At 60.6% G+C, this 19449-nt stretch carries 21 protein-coding genes; 5 read left to right on the forward strand and 16 right to left on the reverse strand.

Going from position 1 to position 19449, the window contains the following annotated elements:
- Nucleotides 1–28 precede the first annotated feature (28 nt).
- Nucleotides 29–457 carry a ferric iron uptake transcriptional regulator gene (gene fur / locus AACT07_RS07790; protein ID WP_005334301.1) on the reverse strand — a complete coding sequence of 143 codons (429 nt, stop codon included), beginning with the start codon at nt 455–457 and terminating at the stop codon, nt 29–31.
- Nucleotides 458–699: 242 nt separating this feature from the next.
- On the opposite strand from fur, the gene AACT07_RS07795 reads away from it, so the two are divergent.
- On the forward strand, nt 700–1173 hold the full coding sequence (locus tag AACT07_RS07795) for a DUF4442 domain-containing protein (protein WP_005334300.1): 474 nt from the start codon (nt 700–702) through the stop codon (nt 1171–1173).
- A 90-nt stretch (nt 1174–1263) separates the two neighbouring features.
- On the opposite strand, the gene fldA is transcribed toward AACT07_RS07795, so the two are convergent.
- The 4 genes from fldA to AACT07_RS07815 are packed head-to-tail and all read right to left on the reverse strand — an operon-like array spanning nt 1264 to nt 3204.
- Nucleotides 1264–1788: a flavodoxin FldA gene (fldA, locus tag AACT07_RS07800; RefSeq protein ID WP_005334298.1), complete on the reverse strand. Its 525-nt coding sequence runs from the start codon at nt 1786–1788 to the stop codon at nt 1264–1266.
- 39 nt (nt 1789–1827) lie between these two features.
- Nucleotides 1828–2124 (reverse strand): LexA regulated protein, encoded by a 297-nt coding sequence (ybfE, locus tag AACT07_RS07805; RefSeq protein ID WP_005334297.1) that lies wholly within the window; start codon nt 2122–2124, stop codon nt 1828–1830.
- Nucleotides 2125–2144: 20 nt separating this feature from the next.
- On the reverse strand, nt 2145–2366 hold the full coding sequence (locus tag AACT07_RS07810; RefSeq protein ID WP_005334296.1) for a DUF2788 domain-containing protein: 222 nt from the start codon (nt 2364–2366) through the stop codon (nt 2145–2147).
- Nucleotides 2367–2421: 55 nt separating this feature from the next.
- Nucleotides 2422–3204 carry an alpha/beta fold hydrolase gene (locus tag AACT07_RS07815; protein ID WP_083249931.1) on the reverse strand — a complete coding sequence of 261 codons (783 nt, stop codon included), beginning with the start codon at nt 3202–3204 and terminating at the stop codon, nt 2422–2424.
- A gap of 274 nt (nt 3205–3478) precedes the next feature.
- Between AACT07_RS07815 and seqA the strand changes: the two genes are divergently transcribed.
- Together seqA and pgm are read left to right on the forward strand one after the other, a co-directional pair.
- The gene (gene seqA / locus AACT07_RS07820) at nt 3479–3988 is read left to right on the forward strand and encodes a replication initiation negative regulator SeqA (protein WP_005350541.1); all 510 of its coding nucleotides are present in this window, start codon (nt 3479–3481) and stop codon (nt 3986–3988) included.
- A gap of 58 nt (nt 3989–4046) precedes the next feature.
- The gene (gene pgm, locus AACT07_RS07825) at nt 4047–5711 is read left to right on the forward strand and encodes a phosphoglucomutase (alpha-D-glucose-1,6-bisphosphate-dependent) (protein ID WP_069527087.1); all 1665 of its coding nucleotides are present in this window, start codon (nt 4047–4049) and stop codon (nt 5709–5711) included.
- Nucleotides 5712–5833: 122 nt separating this feature from the next.
- Here the strand turns inward: pgm and AACT07_RS07830 are convergent, their stop codons facing one another.
- A complete protein-coding gene (locus AACT07_RS07830; protein WP_253182236.1) occupies nt 5834–6523 on the reverse strand; it encodes a TetR/AcrR family transcriptional regulator in 690 nt (229 codons plus the stop codon).
- On the opposite strand from AACT07_RS07830, the gene AACT07_RS07835 reads away from it, so the two are divergent.
- Nucleotides 6522–7187 carry a peroxiredoxin-like family protein gene (locus AACT07_RS07835; protein ID WP_069527088.1) on the forward strand — a complete coding sequence of 222 codons (666 nt, stop codon included), beginning with the start codon at nt 6522–6524 and terminating at the stop codon, nt 7185–7187. The genes AACT07_RS07830 and AACT07_RS07835 overlap by 2 nt on opposite strands.
- Nucleotides 7188–7271: 84 nt before the next feature.
- Here the strand turns inward: AACT07_RS07835 and mltB are convergent, their stop codons facing one another.
- The 10 genes from mltB to AACT07_RS07885 form a co-directional block, all read right to left on the reverse strand.
- Nucleotides 7272–8363 (reverse strand): lytic murein transglycosylase B, encoded by a 1092-nt coding sequence (mltB, locus tag AACT07_RS07840; RefSeq protein ID WP_069527193.1) that lies wholly within the window; start codon nt 8361–8363, stop codon nt 7272–7274.
- 132 nt (nt 8364–8495) lie between these two features.
- Nucleotides 8496–9110 (reverse strand): CDP-alcohol phosphatidyltransferase family protein, encoded by a 615-nt coding sequence (locus AACT07_RS07845; protein ID WP_069527089.1) that lies wholly within the window; start codon nt 9108–9110, stop codon nt 8496–8498.
- A 16-nt stretch (nt 9111–9126) separates the two neighbouring features.
- On the reverse strand, nt 9127–9777 hold the full coding sequence (locus AACT07_RS07850) for an ATP-binding cassette domain-containing protein (protein WP_069527090.1): 651 nt from the start codon (nt 9775–9777) through the stop codon (nt 9127–9129).
- Between the two features lie 23 nt (nt 9778–9800).
- On the reverse strand, nt 9801–11435 hold the full coding sequence (locus tag AACT07_RS07855; protein WP_139123767.1) for an ABC transporter permease: 1635 nt from the start codon (nt 11433–11435) through the stop codon (nt 9801–9803).
- Between the two features lie 77 nt (nt 11436–11512).
- Nucleotides 11513–12712: an ABC transporter substrate-binding protein gene (locus AACT07_RS07860; RefSeq protein ID WP_069527092.1), complete on the reverse strand. Its 1200-nt coding sequence runs from the start codon at nt 12710–12712 to the stop codon at nt 11513–11515.
- A 17-nt stretch (nt 12713–12729) separates the two neighbouring features.
- A complete protein-coding gene (locus AACT07_RS07865; protein WP_069527093.1) occupies nt 12730–14883 on the reverse strand; it encodes an FAD-dependent oxidoreductase in 2154 nt (717 codons plus the stop codon).
- Nucleotides 14883–15464 carry a carboxymuconolactone decarboxylase family protein gene (locus AACT07_RS07870; RefSeq protein ID WP_021231092.1) on the reverse strand — a complete coding sequence of 194 codons (582 nt, stop codon included), beginning with the start codon at nt 15462–15464 and terminating at the stop codon, nt 14883–14885. The genes AACT07_RS07865 and AACT07_RS07870 overlap by 1 nt, the downstream gene beginning before the upstream one ends.
- A 25-nt stretch (nt 15465–15489) precedes the next feature.
- Nucleotides 15490–16164 (reverse strand): DUF1499 domain-containing protein, encoded by a 675-nt coding sequence (locus AACT07_RS07875; RefSeq protein WP_069527094.1) that lies wholly within the window; start codon nt 16162–16164, stop codon nt 15490–15492.
- A gap of 179 nt (nt 16165–16343) precedes the next feature.
- Complete coding sequence (locus tag AACT07_RS07880) at nt 16344–16622, reverse strand: peptidylprolyl isomerase (protein WP_005334269.1); 279 nt, start codon at nt 16620–16622, stop codon at nt 16344–16346.
- Between the two features lie 133 nt (nt 16623–16755).
- Complete coding sequence (locus tag AACT07_RS07885) at nt 16756–17130, reverse strand: hypothetical protein (protein ID WP_043818464.1); 375 nt, start codon at nt 17128–17130, stop codon at nt 16756–16758.
- A gap of 514 nt (nt 17131–17644) precedes the next feature.
- Between AACT07_RS07885 and tamA the strand changes: the two genes are divergently transcribed.
- Complete coding sequence (gene tamA, locus AACT07_RS07890; protein ID WP_069527095.1) at nt 17645–19420, forward strand: autotransporter assembly complex protein TamA; 1776 nt, start codon at nt 17645–17647, stop codon at nt 19418–19420.
- Nucleotides 19421–19449: the final 29 nt, after the last annotated feature.

Consider the following 19449-nt stretch of genomic DNA (forward strand, 5'->3'; position numbering starts at 1 on the left):
ACACCGTTATCTGCAAGTCACGGCCGACTTATTCGTCGTGCTTGCACTCACCTGTTGCACAGTGACCGTAGAGGTAGAGGCTGTGGTTGGTGAGACGGATATTGAATTTCTTGGCGATCTCGCGCTGACGCTGTTCGATCACTTCGTCGGAGAACTCGATCACCTTGCCGCAGTCGAGGCAAACCAGGTGGTCGTGGTGCTCCTGAGTGGCCAGCTCGAATACCGACTTGCCACCTTCGAAATGGTGACGGGTAACGATACCGGCATCATCAAACTGGTTGAGAACGCGATAGACGGTAGCGAGACCAATCTCTTCACCCAGGTCGATCAGTCGTTTATAGAGATCTTCGGCGCTGGTGTGCTGGCAGTCCGGCTGTTGCAGGATTTCCAGGATTTTGACCCGGGGCAAGGTGATCTTGAGCCCGGCCTTTTTTAACGCTTGGTTGTTGTCTGCCATATTCTACTTATTCGCATTCTCGAAGGTGGGGTTATTCTGATGGACTGCCGCAGGAATGGCAACCTTGAACTCGCTTGGCCTGTCATTATAGGTCGTAGCCTCCCTAAAAATAAACCCAGCAATTCAAGGGGTTTAGCCATAAATGGCCGGTTGGATTGAAATAATCAATCGTGTCGTCCGACTTGCTGGCATGGCAGATGTTGATAAGATGTGACTTTCATATTTCTGGTCGGATGAGATCCATGGATTGGCTTTTTGACAATGCGGCCTGGGTGCGCCGCGCACTCAACGCCTGGCCCCCCTTCTGGGGCGCTGGTATCAAGATAGAGACCCTGAGCGATGACTTTCGCTACTGTCGGGTGACCCTGAAATCCCGATGGTGGAACAAGAACGCCAACCGCACCCAGTTTGGCGGCAGCATGTTTGCCATGACTGACCCCATTTATCCGCTGATGCTGATGGGCTACTTCAAGAATCGCTATTACGTCTGGGACAAGGCGGGCAGCATCAACTACATCAAGCCGGGCAAGGGCAAGCTGGTGGCCGAGTTTAACCTGACCGAGGGCAAGCTGGCCGAAATCGTGGCGGCGACTGAAGGTGGCAACAAGCACTTCCCAGAATTCGAGGTGACGGTACAGGACAAGAGCGGCGAGCTGGTGGCGCAGGTCAAGCGCACCCTCTATGTGCGAGCCAAACCGGAGCACAGAGGTGAATAACAGGGAAGAATAAAGGCAGGCATCGCAACAAGCAGATACAACAAGGGCCCCGTCGGGGCCCTTGTTGTCAGAGGTATGAGGGGAAGCGGATTACTCCAGCTCGCCCAGGCACATCTCTTCGTGCAGCTGCTTGCACCAGCCCTTGACGCGCTCGGCAGTCAGCTCCGGCTGGCGATCTTCATCGATACCCAGACCGACAAAGTGCTTGTCATCAACCAGTGCCTTGGAAGCTTCGAACTCGTAGCCGGCAGTCGGCCAGTGACCGATGATGATGGCGCCTTTTGCTTCGACGATGTCGCGCAGGGTGCCCATGGCGTCGAGGAAGTACTCGGAATAGTCTTCCTGATCACCGCAACCGAAGATGGCGACCAGCTTGTTGGTGAAGTCGATTTCGCCCAGATCGGGGAAGAAGTCGTCCCAGTCGGCCTGGGCTTCGCCGTAGTACCAAGTCGGGATGCCGAACATCAGCAGATCAAAGCTCTCGATGTCGGCCTTGCTGCTCTTGGCGATGTCACGGACTTCAATCAGGTTTTTGCCCAGCTCTTTCTGGATCATCTTGGCGACAGCTTCGGTGTTACCGGTATCGCTGCCAAAAAACAGACCTACACTTGCCATAGTGTTTAGTTACCCGTATTTGGTGTTAATGCTCAACGCTCAGACTGCAATGTCCACCGCAAAGGCGGACTCAATCTGTTGTTTCAGGATAGATTGGATCAGCTCGGCTCGGCTGATGTTCTGTTGTAACGCAAGTTGGTTCAGGCGCTCCAGCAACTCGGCCTCCACCTTTAACTCTACCCGCTTCAGCCCATTTTCCCGATCGCGCTTAAGCTGGTTACGCTTGTTGATCTTGAGCTGGGTCTCGCGGGGGAGTGGATTGGTCTTTGGCCTGCCGGGGCGCTTCTCATTTGCGAACAGATCCAGTGTTGTTCGATCAGTTTGCTGTTTGGCCATACATCACAGATGAAAATAAGTTAGCCGAGTCCTGAGCCTTCCCAGCCCAGTTCGATCAGCCCCTTGGCGACAAAACCCGCACAACCCAGAAACAGTACCAACCAGACGATAAAACGACCGAAACGGGGCACGTTGCCGCGCTTGAGCACGTCCTGAATGGCCAGGCCAATCAATATGAAAATGGCCACAAAGAATAACTTGAGGCCCAAACTTTCGATCAGGTCGATATGTTCACTTAGCATGGATTGCGCACACTCCTTATGACCGGCGCACTATATCACAAAGGATTTGAAACTGTTAACCGCCTGTCGACAGGAAATCCACAACCAATTTGTTGAACAGAGCCGGTTTTTCCGCATGCAGCCAGTGGCCGGTACCCGCGATGACACGCACCTTTGCCGCCGGGAATTGGGCCAGTGCCGTCTCGCTGTATTGGGGCTGCATATAGTCAGAATCCCCCCCTTTGATAAAGAGCACCGGTCCCTCGAAGCGATGCTCATCCGCTGGCCAGCCCATGATGTTGGCGTAGTTTTGCTCAAGGGCGGGCACATTGAAGCGCCAACCCCAGCCATGCTCACCTTTGGCGAAGGATTTGAGCAGGAACTGGCGTACCCCGGCGATCTCGATATGCTGCGCCAGCATGGCTTCCGCTTCACTGCGGCTTTGCGGCGGCGTGCGTAGTGTGGCGTTGAGTCCGGCGAACACATTCTGGTGGCGGGAGTGGGGATAGGCGACTGGCGCCATGTCGGCCACCACCAGCTTGGTCACCCGCTCAGGCGCCAGCTTGGCGACCTGCATCGCCACCTTGCCGCCCATCGAGTGGCCAATCAGGGTCGCTTCGGCAATATTCAGCCGATCCATCAGGGTCAGGATGTCGGCCGCTTGCGCCGGATAGCTCATCTCGCTGCTATGAAAGGAGGCGCCATGGTTGCGCAGATCGACGCTGATGACCCGATAGTGTTCGCAGAGGGCACGGGCCAGCAGGCCGAGGTTGTCGAGGCTGCCAAACAGGCCGTGGATCAGAATGACCGCCGGGCCCTGACCCTGCTCCTTGAAGTTCAATATGCTGTTTTGTTGCAAAATGACACCTTGTCGGTCGTGGGTGCGTATCGCTGTTTTATTTAACGCACTGGAAAGAAAAGGATTTCGTCCAATGGATTGGGATTTTATGTGGTTTTTTTTCTAAAAAATCCCGTCCGGATCGGCTATCAGTGCGGCTGATCACACACTTGGCCCGCTATTATGCCGTATTCTCGATGAGATTCATGTACATCTGCCAGCCCCTTGCTTGGGCTGTCGGGTTTGCCTATGTATAATCGCCGCATCCGAATTTCGACGAGTCCAGCGCATCCCTATGAAAACCATCGAGCTTGATGACGATCTCTACTTCTATATCGCCAGCCAGACCCGGCACATTGGTGAGAGTGCCTCCGATATCCTGCGCCGTCTGCTGGAACAGCCTGCTCACCAACGTGTGCCGGTTGCCGAGCCAGTTGCCGTCGCGCAGCCCAGTACGGTAGCCACCCAACAAGGGCTGCAAGCCTTGCTCGATTCTGGTGAGCTGCAAAAAGAAGAGAAGTCCATCAACCGCTTTATGCTGGTGCTGAGTACCCTCTACCGGGATAACCCGGAAGGCTTTACCCAGGCCACCGAAATCAAGGGGCGCAAGCGCGTCTATTTCTCGCAGGATCCCGAGGCTCTGCGTGCCAGCGGTAGCACCACCAAGCCCAAGCCGGTACCGGAGACCCCGTTCTGGGTGATCACCAACACCAACACCAGCCGCAAGCAGAATATGGTGGCCCAGCTGATGGCCAGCATGGGCTATGGCGAAGAGGTGATCGCGCAGGTGTGTGGCGCCATTTAACGACTCTTCAAGACTCAGGCCTTGCCCGGCAAGGCCGCCATTACGCAAGGAAAACGCCATGGCTCAGCATTCCCACGCCGGTCAGCCGGCCCGTTTAAGCGACCTGACCAACATCCCCCGTCTGGTCAGCGCCTACTACCTCAACAAGCCGGACATGAGCCGCCCCGAGCAGCGGGTTGCCTTTGGTACCTCCGGCCACCGTGGCAGTGCCTTGCACAGTGCCTTTACCGAATCCCATATTCTGGCGGTGACCCAGGCCCTGGTGGAGTATCGCCAGCAGGCCGACATCACGGGCCCGCTGTTTGTCGGTATGGATACCCACGCCCTGTCCGAATCCGCTTTTGCCAGCGCAGTCGAAGTGCTGGCGGCCAACGGCGTCGAGACCCGCATTCAGGCTGGCCTCGGCTTTACCCCGACCCCGGTCATCTCCCACGCCATCCTGCGCTACAACTCTGGCAAAGAAGGGGCCAGCAAGCCTGCAGCGCGCGCCGACGGCGTGGTGATCACCCCATCTCACAACCCGCCGGAAGATGGTGGCTTCAAGTACAACCCGCCCCACGGTGGTCCCGCCGAAGGGGAGATCACCAAGTGGGTAGAAGACCGCGCCAACGCCATTCTGGAAGCGGGTCTGGCCGGTGTGAAGCGGATGCCGTTCGCCGAGGCGCTCAAGAGCCCGTTCGTGGTCGAGCACGACTATGTCACCCCCTATGTGGATGATCTGAAGAACGTGCTGGACATGGACGCCATCAAGAACGCGGGCATCAAGATCGGTGTCGATCCGCTGGGCGGCTCCGGCGTTGCCTACTGGGACGTTATCGCCAAGACCTACGGCCTGAACATCGAGGTGGTGAACTACAAGGTCGACCCTACCTTCTCCTTCATGACCCTGGATAAAGACGGCAAGATCCGGATGGACTGCTCCAGCCCGTTCGCCATGGCGAGCCTGATTGCCCTTAAAGACAAGTTCGACATCGCCCTTGGCAACGACCCTGACTACGATCGTCACGGTATCGTTACCAAGTCTGGCCTGATGAACCCGAACCACTATCTGGCGGTGGCAATCCAGTATCTGTTTACCCATCGCACCGGCTGGTCTGCCGATGCAGCCGTTGGCAAGACGCTGGTCTCCTCTTCTATGATCGACCGGGTTGCCGGCGAGATTGGCCGCACCCTGAAAGAGGTGCCGGTCGGCTTCAAGTGGTTCGTGGATGGCCTCTACAGCGGCGAGTTCGGCTTTGGCGGCGAAGAGAGCGCGGGCGCCTCCTTCCTGCGCAAAGATGGCACCGTCTGGACCACCGACAAGGATGGTTTCATTCTGGCGCTGCTGGCGGCGGAAATTCTGGCGGTGACCGGCAAGGATCCGCAGGCTCACTACGATGCACTGGAAGCCAAGTTTGGCCGCTCCAGCTATCGCCGTATCGACGCCCCGGCCAACAGCGCCCAGAAAGCGGTGCTCTCCAAGCTGGATCCGGCACTGGTAGAAGCCTCCACCCTGGCGGGTGAGCCCATCATCGCCAAGCTGACCAAGGCGCCGGGCAACGATGCCGCCATCGGCGGTCTCAAGGTAGTGACTGAGAACGGCTGGTTCGCGGCGCGCCCCTCCGGCACCGAGTCCATCTACAAGATCTACATGGAGAGCTTCAAGGGCGACACGCACCTCGACCTCATCCAGCAGGAAGCCCAGCAGATCGTCTCCGCGGCACTGGCTAAGGCAGGTGTCTAAGCCGCGCATCACGTCAGCGCCCGGGTCCTCGGGCTAAAGACAAGGTGAAGAGAGGAGCCAAATCGGCTCCTCTGTTTTTCTGTGGTGGCTACGAATTGTGCGAGGGGCTGCTGGTCTGTGGCTTAAAGCATGGCCTGTATCTGGGCCAACACTGCCTGTACCTTGGCGGCAGGTGGATGGGTGCGACCCAGTACGCGCATTCCCCACACCATAGTCATCAACAAAGCCGCGAGGGTGTCGATATCGCGCTCGGCGGCCAGTTCTCCAACGGCTTGTGCCTGGCGCAAGTTATTGGCCACCCGCTGTTCCACTTCGGCTAAGTGCACGCTGGCTTCATGCTGAATCGTTGGATTTTGGCGCCCCACTTCCAGCAGGGTATTGACCAGCAGGCAGCCACGATGTGTCTCGCTGGCTATGGCATCCCGAGCTACAGCATCGAGCAGGGCTCGCACACCGGCTAGGGGAGAATCTGCCGAGGCCAGCAACAGTTCGATCTGCGCCAGACTCTGTGCTGAATAGCGCTGCAACACTTCGATAAACAATCCCTCTTTTGAGCTGAAGGCGCCGTACAGGCTGCTGGGCTTCAACCCCATTCTGTCAACGAGTGTGGCGATGCCAGTGTTGCTGAAGCCCGTTTCCCAGAAGCTGTTGAGGGCAACCTCCAGAACTTGTTCTCTGTCAAATGATGCCGGTCTTGCCATTTCGATTCCTGCTTGCGTTGTCTTTTTGTAGTGATCACTAAAAAATATCTTGACCAGTGTTGGTGGCTTGTTTGATATTGTAGTGACCACTACAGAAAGGATGGTAATCATGCCCACACTTGAGCAAAAAATCAAAGAGTACGATGCGATAAAGCGAACTAAAGTCCCTGGTGATGTACTGGCGGTGATGGAGGGGGCAACAGAAGCGCTACGGGCGAGCGGACTGGGACAAGGGGCATTTGTCACTGGCGATCAGTTTCCTGACTTTGCGTTGCCCGATCAGCACGGGGTGGTGCGCCCGCTCTCCCACTATCTGGCTGAGGGGCCTGTGGTGCTCAACATCTATCGAGGTGGTTGGTGTCCTTATTGCAATCTCGAGATGCAGGCACTCAATATCGCTTTGCCCGAGTTTGTGAAACGGGGGGTCACCCTCCTCGGTTTGACTCCCGAGATGCCAACAACCGCGCAGGACACTCTCACCGCCAACGAGCTGGCGATCACTGTGCTCAGCGATGAAGGCAACCGGGTGTCGGCTTCGCTGGGGTTGGTATTCGAGCTGCCCGAGGTGCTGCGCCCAATCTATGAGCGTTTTGGTATCGATATTCCGGCCAGCAACGGGGATGACAGTTTTACTTTGCCAGTCCCGGCGACGTATATCCTTGGCCAGGATCGGGTGGTGCGTTACCACTTCGTCAATGTTGACTACACCCAACGGGCAGAACCGACCCAGCTGATCGCTGAGCTGGACAGACTGGCCGCGGTCGGGATGCTTTAAACCGACACGGCGCCAGAAGGTGCCGTGTGGAGTGCAGACGAGGCGGGCCTTGACGGTCCAGCCTCGTATTTATAAGCGGATGACCTAGTAACCGCCTTTGGCCTCTTTAACCGCCAGCCCCAGCTGCCATACCGCCATGGCATAGTGGGTACTGTGGTTGTAACGGGTGATGGTGTAGAAGTTGGGCAGGCCGTACCAGTATTGGTAGCCGGTGCCGACATCGAGGCGCAGCAGGCTCGACTCGCTGTGGTTGCCGAGGGTGCTGGTGGGGGTGAGCCCTGCACGGCGCAGGGTGGCGACCGGGTAGCGGGTCTGGAAGCCATGCTCATAGCCGGGCAGTTGGCCCTGACCGCGCACGGCTACCGGTTGGCCTTTCTCCCAGCCGTGGGCCTTGAAGTAGTTGGCGACGCTGCCGATGGCATCCACCGGATCCCACAGGTTGGTGTGGCCATTGCCGTCAAAGTCCACCGCATAGCGCTGGAAGCTGGAGGGCATAAACTGGCCGTATCCCATAGCGCCCGCATAGGATCCCTTGGGGTCGGTGGGGTCGATCCCCTCGTCGCGGGTCATCACCAGGAAGGCTTCCAGTTCGCTTGTGAAGAATTCGGCCCGGCGAGGGTAATCAAACGCCAGGGTGGCCAATGCATCCAGAATGCGGGTCTTGCCCATCACCCGGCCCCAGCGGGTCTCGACCCCGATAATGCCGACGATGATCTCCGGCGGCACCCCGTAGATCTGCTCCGCCCGGTTCAGCTCGCTTGCGTATTCACGCCAGAAGTTGACGCCGTTCTGTACGTTGTCGGGGGTGATGAACTTGGCGCGATAGCGGTTCCAGGCACCGGTCGGGCCGGTGGGCTTGGCGGTGGTCGGCGCTTGGGCATCCATCAGGCGGATGATCCAGTCGTAACGCTCTGCCTGTGCCAGCACCTGATGCAACTGGGCGTTGTCAAAACCGTGCTTCTCGACCATTTTCTGTACAAATCTGTCCACGTTGGGGCGATTGGCGAAGTCCCCCTTGCTAACCCCTTGTGTATAAACGGGTTTGCTCGATGGCGCCTGATTGATAAAGGCGCTCTTGGGCTGGGGGACGACCACGGGTTTTGGCGCCGGGGCGCTGCTGCAGCCACCGAGCAGGGGGAATAACGACAGAGTGAGAAGAGAGGCAAGGCGACGCATAGGGTTCTCAAAGAGACTGACAAAAGTGTCGCCATGGTAAAACATTGTCATCCCCGTGCAAGTGTTCCGTGCGCCTCGTTGGCCGCCATTTCATCGTGCGATGGATTAGCCCTCCGGTGAGGGCTGCGCTGTTTAGCGCTGGGGGTGACGCAGGGTGTGGTAACCGCTCCAGAGCCGGGTCAGGGTGGTGATGGCGCAGAGCAGGGCAAAGCCGTAGGCGAGTGGGGCGAAGGCTGCGGGCCACAGGCACATCAGCACAAAGAGGGCGATGGTCTCGCTCCCCTCGGTGAGCCCGCCCAGATAGTAGAGGGACTTGTGGTGGTAGACCGGATTGTCGATGCCCCGCTTGCCTGCCATGATGGCAAAGGCCAGAAAGCTCGACCCTGTGCCCATAAAGGCAAACAGCAGGGTGGCGGCGGGCAGCGCATTGGCGGGGGCGGCAAGGGCAAAGCCCAGCACCACGGCGGCGTAGAAGATGAAATCCAGCGTGATGTCGAGAAAGCCGCCGCAGTCGGTGATGCCGGTTTCCCGCGCCACGGCGCCATCGAGCCCGTCCAGCAGCCGGTTGAGCAGGATGGTCGCGAGTGCCCACTGATAGCTGCCAAAGGCCAGCAGCGGCAGCGCCAGCATGCCGATGGCAAAGCCGGTGAGGCTCACCTGATTGGCACTGATCCCGGCACGGCAGAGCGGTTTGGCCAGCTGGGTGAGGGGGCTGCGGATCACGGGGATCAGATGGCGATCAAACAAGGTGAACACTCCTCGGTTAACAGTGGCATTCGGTGAGGTTGAGTATGGTGCCCGGCGCGTCTTCCGCATCGTGGGTCACCAGGATGGCGGGGATGGCCAGCGCCTTGATCTGCGCGAACACCAGTTCGCGAAAGGCGGCCCGCAGCGGCTTGTCGAGGCGGGAGAAGGGCTCGTCCAGCAGCAGGGCGTCGGGTTCCGCCAACAGCGCCCGCAGCAGACTGACCCGCGCCCGCTGACCCCCTGACAGCAGCTGCGGCAGCTTGTCCGCCTGATCCGCCAGCGCGACCGGCGTTAACGCTGTCAGTGCCTTTTCCCGCCGCGCGCGTTTTCCCTTGATGGTCGCTGGCATACCGAACATCAGGTTCTCCGCCACCGTCAGATGGTCAAACAGCAGGTCATCCTGAAACAGCATGCCGATGCGCCGCGCTTGCGCAGGCAAGGTGTTGAGTGGCCGCTCGCCGAGCCTTATCTCCCCCTCCAGCCGGATCGGGCCATTTCCTGTCTGCGCGCCCGGCAGTACTCCGGCCAGCCCTGCCAGCAGGGAGCTTTTACCGCAACCGCTCGGCCCCATCAGGGTCAATACCTCGCCGGGGGCCACCTGCAGGGCAGGGAGCGAGAGCAGCGGATTTTCATCAAGGTAAAGTCGAAGAGGCGTGGTGCTCAGCATATGGCTGTTTCCATCATCAGAGTTCATCGTGAGCCGCCCCCCTTGAGCGCCGGATTGATCCGCGCCGGCAGCCAGAGCGCCAGCAGATAGATAACGAGCGGCAGCAGCAGTTGCAGCAGACCGTATAGCCCCGCCAGTCGCCGGTTGAGGCCGCTGCCGATGGCCACCGCTTCGGTGGTGATGGTGACCACTCTGCCAGCCCCAAACAGCAGGGTCGGCAGGTATTGGGCCAAACTCACCGCCGCCCCGACGCCGAAGGCAAACAGCAGCGGGCGCGCCAGCAGCGGCGCTTTCACTTGCCACCAGGCTCGCCATGGCGTTGCCCCCAGCAGCAGGGCGCACTGGGTAATACGCGGGTCGAACTGACGATAGGGGCCGTGCAGGCAGAGATAGACATAGGGAAAGACAAACAACAGCTGGCTCCAGAGCACCCAGCCCCAGCCAATGCCGCTGCTTATCGAGCCATGTGCAAGCCAGTCCACCCCGAGCCGGATGCCAAACAGCAGGCTTGCCTGCGGCAGCAGCAGCGGCAGGCAGATAAGCCAGAGCGGCCAGGGGCGGCGGCCGGCTTGTGCCTCCAGACTGCACACCGCCATTCCCAGTGCCAGCAAGCCGCTCACCAGCGCCAGCAGTGCGCTGGTTGTCAGCAGCGGCAGCAGGGTTGGCAGCAGATCCAGCCAGTAATGACTGCTCCACTGGCTGGGCCAGAGGGCGGGAAAGGGCCAGCGGCGCGCCAGCGACCAGAGCAGCAGGGCCACCAGCACCGCCAGATTAAGGGTGATCAGGGTCAATGCAAAGCCTGCTGCGAGCCGGTTGGCAAAGGAGTGGGACGCCGCCCGTTTGCCATCGAGCCAGCAGCCTTTGCCCACCTCTTGATGAAGCCACTCCAGTAATCTGAACAGAGCGATGAGCAGTGCCGTGATGGCGAGCAGCAGCAGTGCGCCGCTGGCGGTGGCGCCGCGCCAGAGCAGATCCGGGTCCTGATACCAGATCCACAACCGCACCGCCAGCGGGGCGGGGGCATCGGGCCCGAGCAACTGGGCGAGATCCACCACCGCCACTCCATAGGCTGCCACCGCATAGATGGGCAGGCGCAGGGCGGGCCAGAGGGCGGGCAGCTGCAGGCGCCACCAGATCTGGGGGGCGCTGAAGCCAAGGCTCGCCCCCAGCCACTGCTGGCGTGCCAGCTGGGTAGGTTGCTGTGCGGCCATCGCCATCAGCAGCAAAAAGGGGGTCTCCTTGAAAACGATCAGTGCAATCAGCCCGAGCCCCAGAGGGTCGCGAATGGTCTGCCAGTCGGGAGGCAGTTCAAACCCGGTCAGAGCTGGCGAGACGAGTCGCAGCAGCCAGCCGGAGGGGGCGAGCAGAAAGGCAAAACCGATAGCAAAGGCGACGTGGGGCATGGCCAGCATGGGCGAGAGCAGGCGGCGGAGCAGCCCGAAAGCCCGGCTGTCGCTGTGGGCCAGCAGCAAGGCGGTCATCAGCAGGCTGCCGAGGGTGGAGGCGGCGCCAATCCACAGGCTCAGCGCTGCTGAGTGCCAAAGACCGGGTTGGGCGAGCAGCAAGGCAAGATGAGAGGCGGTCATCCCCTCCACCAGCAGTTGCCACAGTCCCGCCAGCAGAGGGATGACGAAGAGCGCCAGATAAATGACCGCCATCCCCGTACTCATACTGGGGTGGCGTGTCAACCGGCGCCACGGTCGGGAGCGGGAAAGCGGGTGACCAGCGGCACTCATCAGTGACCGTAGCGCTCGGCCCAGGCTGCTTCCAGCTTGAGCTGCCAGCTGGGGTGAGGCTCGGCCACCCCTTTGAAGCGCAGTGCCGGTTGCTCTTTGGCGGAGTCAGGCAGGGCATCGGCCCGCAGCACGCTGGGATCACCCCAGAAGGCCGGATTGGCTTTTCGCGCCTGCGCCGCCGGGCTCAGCAGGAAGTTGGCCACCACCTTGGCACCCGCACGGGCACTGGCGTTGAAGGGGATGGCGAGAAAATGGCTGTTGGTGAGCGCCCCTTTTTTCATGGCGACAGCCTCTACGCTGGGGGGCAGGGCGCCAATCTGGGCGGCGCTCTGCGCCTCCTGCGGGTTGAAGCTGATGGCCATGGCCAGTTCGCCATCATCGAGCAGTTGGCGGGTCTCGGCGGCGCTGGTGGGGAACAGTTTGCCCTTGCGCCAGAGTGCCGGATGCAGCTCATCGAGCCAGGCCCAGAGCGGGGCGGTGAGCTTGGCAAAGTCGCTCTCGGTCGCCTCCCGATAGAGGGGGGCTGGGTTTGGCGTCAATTCCAGCAGGATCTGCTTGAGAAAACTGGAGCCATGGAACTGGGGCGGCTTGGGATAGGTGAATCGACCGGGATGGGCCTTGGCCCACGCCAGCAGAGCTGCAGCCGAGGTGGGCGCTCTGGCGACCTCTTCGGTATCGACCATCAGATTGAGCTGGCCGATACCCCAGGGGGCTTCCAGTCCTTCCACCGGCAGGGTGAAGTCCTCACTCACCGGCAGGGTGCTGTCTACCAGTGCCATGTTGGGCAGCTCGGCGGTAAAGGGTGCACCGAGCAGTCCCTGCTCCTTGAGCACCTTGAAGTTCTCGCCGTTGACCCAGAGCAGGTCGATGGGGCCGCCAGCTTGCTTGCCCGCCTGCTTGTTGGCCAGCAACTGGCTGACGCTCTGGGCGATGTCATCCACCTTCACCTGCACCAGCTTGACCTGATAGTCGCGCGCCAGCTCCTGCCCGGCCCACACCAGATAGGCGTTGATCTCCGGGCTGCCGCCCCAGGCGTTGAAGTAGACGGTCTGTCCCTTCGCCTCCTCAAGGGTCCGTTGCCAGTTATCGTCTGGGTTGGCCGCCAACAGCGGGCCGCTGGCCAGCAGGGGCAGGGCGCACAGCAGGGCGTTTAGCCGCTGTTTGAGCTGTGAGTTGAGTTGTGAGAATGACTTGAGCATAAACGTTTCTCTGGTTGTCAGGCGCCACGGCGCCAGCGGTGATAACGGGCCAGCAACGCCAGCACCCGGGTGGGCTGGTGGGCCCGTTTCCATTCACCCGCCACGTATTTGTTCCCCTCCATCAGGGTGGGATAGGCGTGAATGGTGCCGAGGATCTTGCCAAGGCCGAGGTGGTGACGCATGGCGAGCACGAACTCGGCAATCCGCTCACCGGCGTGAGTGCCCACTATGGTGGCGCCAAGGATAGTATCTTTGCCCGGCACGGTCAGCACCTCGATAAAACCGTGGCGCTCCCCATCGGCAATGGCGCGATCCAGCTCGGCCAGCTCGAAGCGGGTCGCCTCGAAGGGAGTCCCCTGCGCTTCGGCTTCCTTGCGATTGAGGCCGACCCGGGCAATCTCCGGCGTGGTGTAGGTGGCCGCCGGAATGACCCGATAGTCGGCCCGAAAGCGCTTGAACTGGCCAAACAGGGCATTGACCGCCGCATACCAGGCCTGATGGGCGGCGAAGTGGGTGAACTGGTAAGGGCCCGCTACGTCTCCCACTGCCAGTATGTTGGGGAAGTTGGTGGCAAGGAAGCCATCGACTGCGATGGTGCCGCGGGGGGCAAGCTCCACCCCCAACTCTTCGAGCCCGAAGCCGCTCACATTGGCGACCCGACCCAGCGCCAGCAGCAGCTGATCCCCTTCCACCACCTGCGTCTCATCGTCCCGGCGCAACTGCAGCCGGATGGGCAGATCCCCCTCGGCTGCGGGCAGATAGTCGGCTCGCTCGGCGCGCCAGCCGGTGAGTAGCTGCACGCCATCGCGGCTCATCTGCTCGGCCAGTGCGTCGGCCACCGCTCGATCTTCGCGGGGCAGCAGCTGCTCCGAGAGTTCCACCAACGTAACGGGAATGCCGAGCAGGGCGAAGCTCTGGGCCAGCTCGCAGCCGATGGGGCCACCGCCCAGCACCAGCAGGCGGCGCGGCGGGGTGCGCAACTGCCAGAGGCTATCCGAGGTGAGGTAAGGCACCTGATCCAGCCCCGGCAGCTTGGGCACCAGCGGCCGGGCGCCGGTGGCGATAACGATATGGCGGCTGGCAAGGCGCTTGCCGTTAACCTCCACCTCCCAGGGAGAGACCAGCCGCGCCTCCCCTTCGATGCACTCCACTCCAAGCCCCTGATAGCGTTCGATGGAGTCGTGGGGCTCGACCTCCTTGATCACCTCAGCCACCCGCTCCATCACGGCGGCAAAATCGGCACGGGAGTGGCTTGGGCTAAAGCCCAGCTCGTCGGCCCTGCGCTGCTCTGCGGCAAAGCGGGCGCTTCGGATCAGCGCCTTGGAGGGGACGCAGCCGCTGTTGAGGCAATCGCCCCCCATCTTGTGTTTCTCGATGAGTGCCACCTTGGCCTTCACCGCTGCCGCGATATAGCTGGTAACCAGCCCACCGGCGCCCGCACCTATCACCAGCAGGTTGTAGTCGTAGCGAGCGGGTTTGCGGTAGGGGGAGAGCAAGCGGCGCAGCGCGAGCTTGGCGGTCAATTTCTTGACCAGCCAGGGCATCAGCCCCAGCAGGGTCAACGCGACCATCAGGCCGGGGGAGAGGATATTGCCGGTGCTGGTCAACTGGCCGAGCTCGCTGCCCGCCAGTACGTAGACGAAGGTGCCGGGCAGCATGCCAAGTTGGCTCACCCAGTAGTAGGTGCTGACTCTGATGGGGGTGAGCCCCATCAGCAGATTGACCAGAAAGAAGGGGAAGATGGGGATGAGGCGCAGGCTCAGCAGATAGAAGGCCCCCTCCTTCGCCATACCGGACTGAAAGGTGGCCAGCTTGTCGCCAAAGCGGGCGGTGACCCAGTCGCGCAGCAGAAAACGGGCGCTGAGAAAGGCCAGGGTCGCGCCTATGGAGCTGGCAAAAGAGACCAGCAGCAGCCCCCAGGTGACGCCGAACACCGCGCTCCCCCCCAGGGTGAGCAAGCTGGCGCCGGGCAGGGAGAGGGCGGTGCTCAGCACATAGATAAGCACGAACAGCAGGCTGGCCGAGACAAAGTGGCTGTCGACCCATTGCGCCACTGCCGCCTGCTGGGCCTGCAAGGCGTCCAGAGTGAGGTAACGGCCAAGATCGAGGGCAAAAAAGGTGCCGATAAGGCTCCCCATCCCCAGTGCAAGCAGCAGGCGGGTCCGGTTCATCAGGCGTCCTTGCTGTCGGGCTGGGCAGGACGTTCCGGTTGCACTGGCAGCTGGCAGAAGCCCTGCGGCGCGATATCGAGGGCTGCGTTGAACTTGGCCGACATGTTCTGGAAGGCGATAAGGCCGGTCAGCTCCACCATGGCATCGTCATCGAACCAGGGTTTGAGGCGGGCCGCCTGCTCATCGCTCACCCCATCCAGTCCGGTCATCGCTTCGGTGTAGTCGAGCACCGCTTTTTCCCGCTCGTCAAACAAGGGGCTTTCGCGCCAGTTGGCTAGCGCCTCCACCTTCTCGCTTGAACCGGCTCTCTTTACCAGGGTCATAGCGTTGATGTCGACGCAAAAACGACACCAGTTGAGCTGGGAGACCCGCACCGTCACCAGTGAGCGCAGCACGGGATCGATGGGGGAGCGCTTGCGGTTGATGACCCCGTAGAGGGTGGCGACGGCGGCAAACAGGCGCGGCGAGCGACCCCAGCACTTGCCCGGAATAAGCACCTGACCATAGTTGCGCTTTTGCAGCCAGAAAAAGGGGCGGATAAACCAGGCATATTCCCGGTCGGGTTTGACCTCAACGCGCATCAGTTACCTTCTTGTTGTTTCACACTTACGGTTTCAAATTGGGTTTGTAGGCCTGACCAAGGCGCTCATTCAGGCGGATCAGGAAATCCTCGATCCGCGCCCGGTTGGTGCCCAGATCGCTTTGCCCCTGACGGGAGGCTGATCGCATATCGATGCGGGTCTCTTTGGGGCCGGCAAAGACCCGCAGCGCCACATCATCCTGAAAGCCGAACCAGCCGGTGGTAACCACCGCATCCAGACCGTCGGGGCTGGGTCGTACCTGCCAGCCCAGCTCCTGCATCAGTTCGCTGGCTTCAATCAGCACTTCGGCAGGAGAGGCCTTGGTAAAGAGAGGACCGGGTTTTGCCTCAACTGCTTTCAGCGGTGCGCTATTTATTGGCAGATCCTGCGCTGTTCTGAGCTCTGCCGCCCAGCGTAGCTGGGGGGGATTGTAGGGATCTGTGCTCACATCATTGATCAGCGGCATCCGCAGCGCCTGCAGCACAAAGGTCAGCGGCAGCAGTAGCGGCAAGGCGCCAAGGCCGCTGGCATAGCGGTTACGGCTCCAGGGCAGGCGTACCAGCAAGATCAGGGAAACAAGGGCTCCGATGAGACAGATCGCAAAACCGATCCACCAGGGCCAGAGATGAAAGCGGCTGCCGAGGGCGCCAGCGAGCGGGAGTAACCAGGCCAGCAGGGGCCACAAGCAAGAGCGGGGCATAGCACGGGATCCATCGACGAATGTGGACAATGCCGAGAAGGATAAACTTAATTGCCTGATAACGTTAGTAAATTGATGAGAGTTTGGCGTGGTTTTGGTCAGTTTTGCGAGGGGAATGCAGAGGGAGATGAAGCCCGCCTGACGGGAGCTTCACCGAGAAGATGGTCAGTTGTGATGACTTAGTTGCGATAGAGCACTTTGATCAGATGGAAGCCGAACTTGGTGCGCACCGGCCCCAGCACCTTGAGCAGTTCACCCTTGAAGACGGCATCGTCGAAGGGCTTGACCATATCCCCTTTGTTGAACTCCCCCAGATCGCCGCTGCGTTTTGCAGAAGCGCAGGTGGAGAAGCGCTTGGCCATCTGGCCGAAGTCGGCTCCCTTCTCGATCTTCTCCTTGATCTCCAGACACTGTTTTTCGGTCTTGACCAGAATGTGCTGGGCACAGGCTTTTTTCATCGGGGCGCTCCTGGGAGTGATGGCGAAGGTTGTTAACGCCAAGGGTGGTAGCAAATCGGGGCGCAAGAGTACCCCAATTTGCCACCGGCGTCAGCCATCACAGCCCGCCATTTACCGGCGATCGTCAGCCCTGTTACTGGCGAGCGCGGGTGGCCAGCACGGCGCGGGGACGCGCTTGCCAGATGATCTCCAGCCCGAGCAGGGCGTAGAGGCTCCAGATGGCCAGCGGATTGAGCCATTCGCCCCCCAGTTGCAGGGTCATCAGGGCGCAACCTGCCAGCAGCAAGGTGATGCCCGGCAGCCGCCAGTGGACGGGCAGGGGGGCCAGCAGCGCCATCGCCAGCAAAATGCCGAGGCCAAACGGCAGGTTCAGGGCTGTAAAGGCCAGCGCCTGCTGGCCACTCATGCCGGTCAGCAGGGCCAGCAGGGCGCTGCAACAGGCGAGAAAGGTGATGAACTCGAGACGATCGGCAATATAGTCAGCCATCTGTTCGCTACGTGCATGCATGATGTGTCTCCTTCAGTTGATGGTTCAAGTGTGAGGGAGGGGCGCTTGCAAAGGCAGCGGGATAATTCGATTGCGCTGAACGAGCAATTCTTAATCACCCGCTACGGCGGGCTTTAGGGTGTGCCGGGACTGTTAAACGGTGATGGTGGGGTGATGCCGACAAACTCTGTCGTGGTGGGTTTCTGGTGGTAATGAGAGGGGGAGAGGCGACAAATGGCGCCTGACGACGAAGTGAACCTTGTTCAGGGCGGGTCAGCTCGCCCTCATCGGGAAAGCGGGCGTCGTCATTGTCACCAAAATGTGTGATTTGTGGTCAACCTCTTAAAAGATATGGCGAATTTGCCAATGGCGCCGCGCTGTCGCTGGCCGATGCCTATGTTAGGATAAGGTTCGCCATTTTTCTGGCGCGCATTTTTGTGTCACGGCCATGCACGGCATGGCGTGCTGCGCCGCATTCGGGGTTGGCCCGAAAGGGCGCTGGTTTCCTTCACCACAGATTCAGGAATATTGACCTTTGACAGGATGCATTTCATCCCTGCTGGCAGGGCGTTCACTGTCCGGCCCTGTGTTTCGCCGCGGCCTGCGGGTACTGGGGGTGGGCCTGTTGCTGTCGCTGCTGGCTTCGCCCGCGTTTGCCGCCAAGCTCACCTATCAGGTCAAGGGGTTGAAAGGGGAGAACAAGGATAACGTTGAAGCCTATCTCAATGCCCTGCCAGTCTATCAGGAGCGGCAATACCGCCCGGCCCGCGCAAAAATCACCGAGAGCGTGCAAAAGGCGCTGCAGGTTTATGGCTACTACCAGCCGAAAATCACCCTGAGCCGCGACAAGAAAACCCCGTCCAAAGTGGTGATTGAGGTGAACAAGGGGGAGCCGGTCATCGTCTCCCGCCTCGATATTCTGCTGGAGGGGGATGCGGGCAGCGACGAGCTCTACAGCGCCCTGCTGGACAAGTTGCCACTCAAAGAGGGGGAGCCCCTCAACCACGCCAAATATGAATCCATCAAGGCGGATCTCGGCAGCCTCGGGCTGGCCCGCGGTTACTTTGATGCCAAGCTGAGCAAGAGTCAGGTCAAGGTGTTCCCGGACAAGGGGACGGCGGAGATCTTTATTCTGTTCGAATCGGGCCATCGCTACCGTTTTGGCGAGATCCGCTACGATGCCACCCCCGAAGCGCTTCACCTTATTCGCCCGCTTATCAACATCAAGAGCGGCGACCCCTATCTCGCCATCCGTCTGGCCGAGATGTCGCAGGATGTCTCCTCCACCAAGCTGTTCCGTCAGGTCGATATCAAGCCGGTATTGAGCGAGGCGAGCAACTATCGGGTGCCCATTGCGGTGACGCTGGATAACCGGGTCGATCACGAAATCGAGGCAGGTATCGGTTACGCCACCGACGTAGGCCCGCGGATGAGTGCCACCTGGGAGAAGCCCTGGGTCAACCGCTACGGCCATCGCCTGTTTGCCACCGCCAAGGTGTCGGCGCCGGAGGCCGAGCTCAGCTTCGACTACCAGATCCCGGTGGGTAACCCGTTGCGGGACTACTACTCCATCCAGACCGGCTACCAGTACAAGGACAACAACGATACCCGCTCCGATCTCACTACCATCGGTGTGCACCGCTGGACGCGACGGCCGGAGAGCTGGGATCGGGACGTCTTTATCCGGCTGGAGAACGAGATCTATACCCAGGGCGCCGACGAGGGGAACAGCTTGCTGCTGATCCCCGGGGTCTCCTGGTCCCGACTGCGGGTGCGCGGCACTCTGGTGCCCGATTGGGGGGATCGCCAGCAGCTGACGCTGGAGTTCTCCGACCCCAGATGGGGTTCCGACATCAGCTTTATGCGGGTGTGGGGGCGCAGCAAGTGGCTGCGTACCCTCGGCGATAACCACAGATTCCTGATGCGGGCAGAGCAGGGGGCCATCATAGGTGACAGCTTCTCGTTGGTGCCGCCGTCCTTGCGCTTCTTTACCGGTGGCGATCAGACGGTGCGCGGCTTTGGTTACGAGAGCATCTCCCCCACCGGACCGGATGGCAAGCTGACCGGTGGCCGCTACACCAGCGTGGCCAGTCTGGAATACAACTACCGCTTCAGCGAGAAGTGGCTGGGGGCCATGTTTGTGGATGGCGGCACCTCAACCACCGATTACAGCGAGCCCTGGAAAATAGGTACCGGCGTCGGTGTACGCTGGGTCACCCCCATCGGCCAGGTCAGGCTGGATCTGGCGGTCGGGGTATCGGAGGAGGACAAGCCCTTGCGGCTGCATTTCGCATTGGGGCCTGAATTATGATGTTGTCTAAACGCTTTTTTCTTTGGCCG

Origin of the sequence: Aeromonas sp. ANP5 (genome assembly GCF_963870295.1) — a bacterium.
Lineage (GTDB): Bacteria > Pseudomonadota > Gammaproteobacteria > Enterobacterales > Aeromonadaceae > Aeromonas > Aeromonas veronii.

Bases quoted from the DNA above. Each gene is read 5' to 3' on its own strand.
- fur (WP_005334301.1), bottom strand. From the start codon at position 457: ATGGCAGACAACAACCAAGCGTTAAAAAAGGCCGGGCTCAAGATCACC.
- AACT07_RS07795 (WP_005334300.1), top strand. From the start codon at position 700: ATGGATTGGCTTTTTGACAATGCGGCCTGGGTGCGCCGCGCACTCAAC.
- fldA (WP_005334298.1), bottom strand. From the start codon at position 1,788: ATGGCAAGTGTAGGTCTGTTTTTTGGCAGCGATACCGGTAACACCGAA.
- ybfE (WP_005334297.1), bottom strand. From the start codon at position 2,124: ATGGCCAAACAGCAAACTGATCGAACAACACTGGATCTGTTCGCAAAT.
- AACT07_RS07810 (WP_005334296.1), bottom strand. From the start codon at position 2,366: ATGCTAAGTGAACATATCGACCTGATCGAAAGTTTGGGCCTCAAGTTA.
- seqA (WP_005350541.1), top strand. From the start codon at position 3,479: ATGAAAACCATCGAGCTTGATGACGATCTCTACTTCTATATCGCCAGC.
- pgm (WP_069527087.1), top strand. From the start codon at position 4,047: ATGGCTCAGCATTCCCACGCCGGTCAGCCGGCCCGTTTAAGCGACCTG.
- AACT07_RS07835 (WP_069527088.1), top strand. From the start codon at position 6,522: ATGCCCACACTTGAGCAAAAAATCAAAGAGTACGATGCGATAAAGCGA.
- AACT07_RS07830 (WP_253182236.1), bottom strand. From the start codon at position 6,523: ATGATTACCATCCTTTCTGTAGTGGTCACTACAATATCAAACAAGCCA.
- mltB (WP_069527193.1), bottom strand. From the start codon at position 8,363: ATGCGTCGCCTTGCCTCTCTTCTCACTCTGTCGTTATTCCCCCTGCTC.
- AACT07_RS07850 (WP_069527090.1), bottom strand. From the start codon at position 9,777: ATGCTGAGCACCACGCCTCTTCGACTTTACCTTGATGAAAATCCGCTG.
- AACT07_RS07855 (WP_139123767.1), bottom strand. From the start codon at position 11,435: ATGGCGGTCATTTATCTGGCGCTCTTCGTCATCCCTCTGCTGGCGGGA.
- AACT07_RS07860 (WP_069527092.1), bottom strand. From the start codon at position 12,712: ATGCTCAAGTCATTCTCACAACTCAACTCACAGCTCAAACAGCGGCTA.
- AACT07_RS07865 (WP_069527093.1), bottom strand. From the start codon at position 14,883: ATGAACCGGACCCGCCTGCTGCTTGCACTGGGGATGGGGAGCCTTATC.
- AACT07_RS07870 (WP_021231092.1), bottom strand. From the start codon at position 15,464: ATGCGCGTTGAGGTCAAACCCGACCGGGAATATGCCTGGTTTATCCGC.
- AACT07_RS07875 (WP_069527094.1), bottom strand. From the start codon at position 16,164: ATGCCCCGCTCTTGCTTGTGGCCCCTGCTGGCCTGGTTACTCCCGCTC.
- AACT07_RS07880 (WP_005334269.1), bottom strand. From the start codon at position 16,622: ATGAAAAAAGCCTGTGCCCAGCACATTCTGGTCAAGACCGAAAAACAG.
- AACT07_RS07885 (WP_043818464.1), bottom strand. From the start codon at position 17,130: ATGCATGCACGTAGCGAACAGATGGCTGACTATATTGCCGATCGTCTC.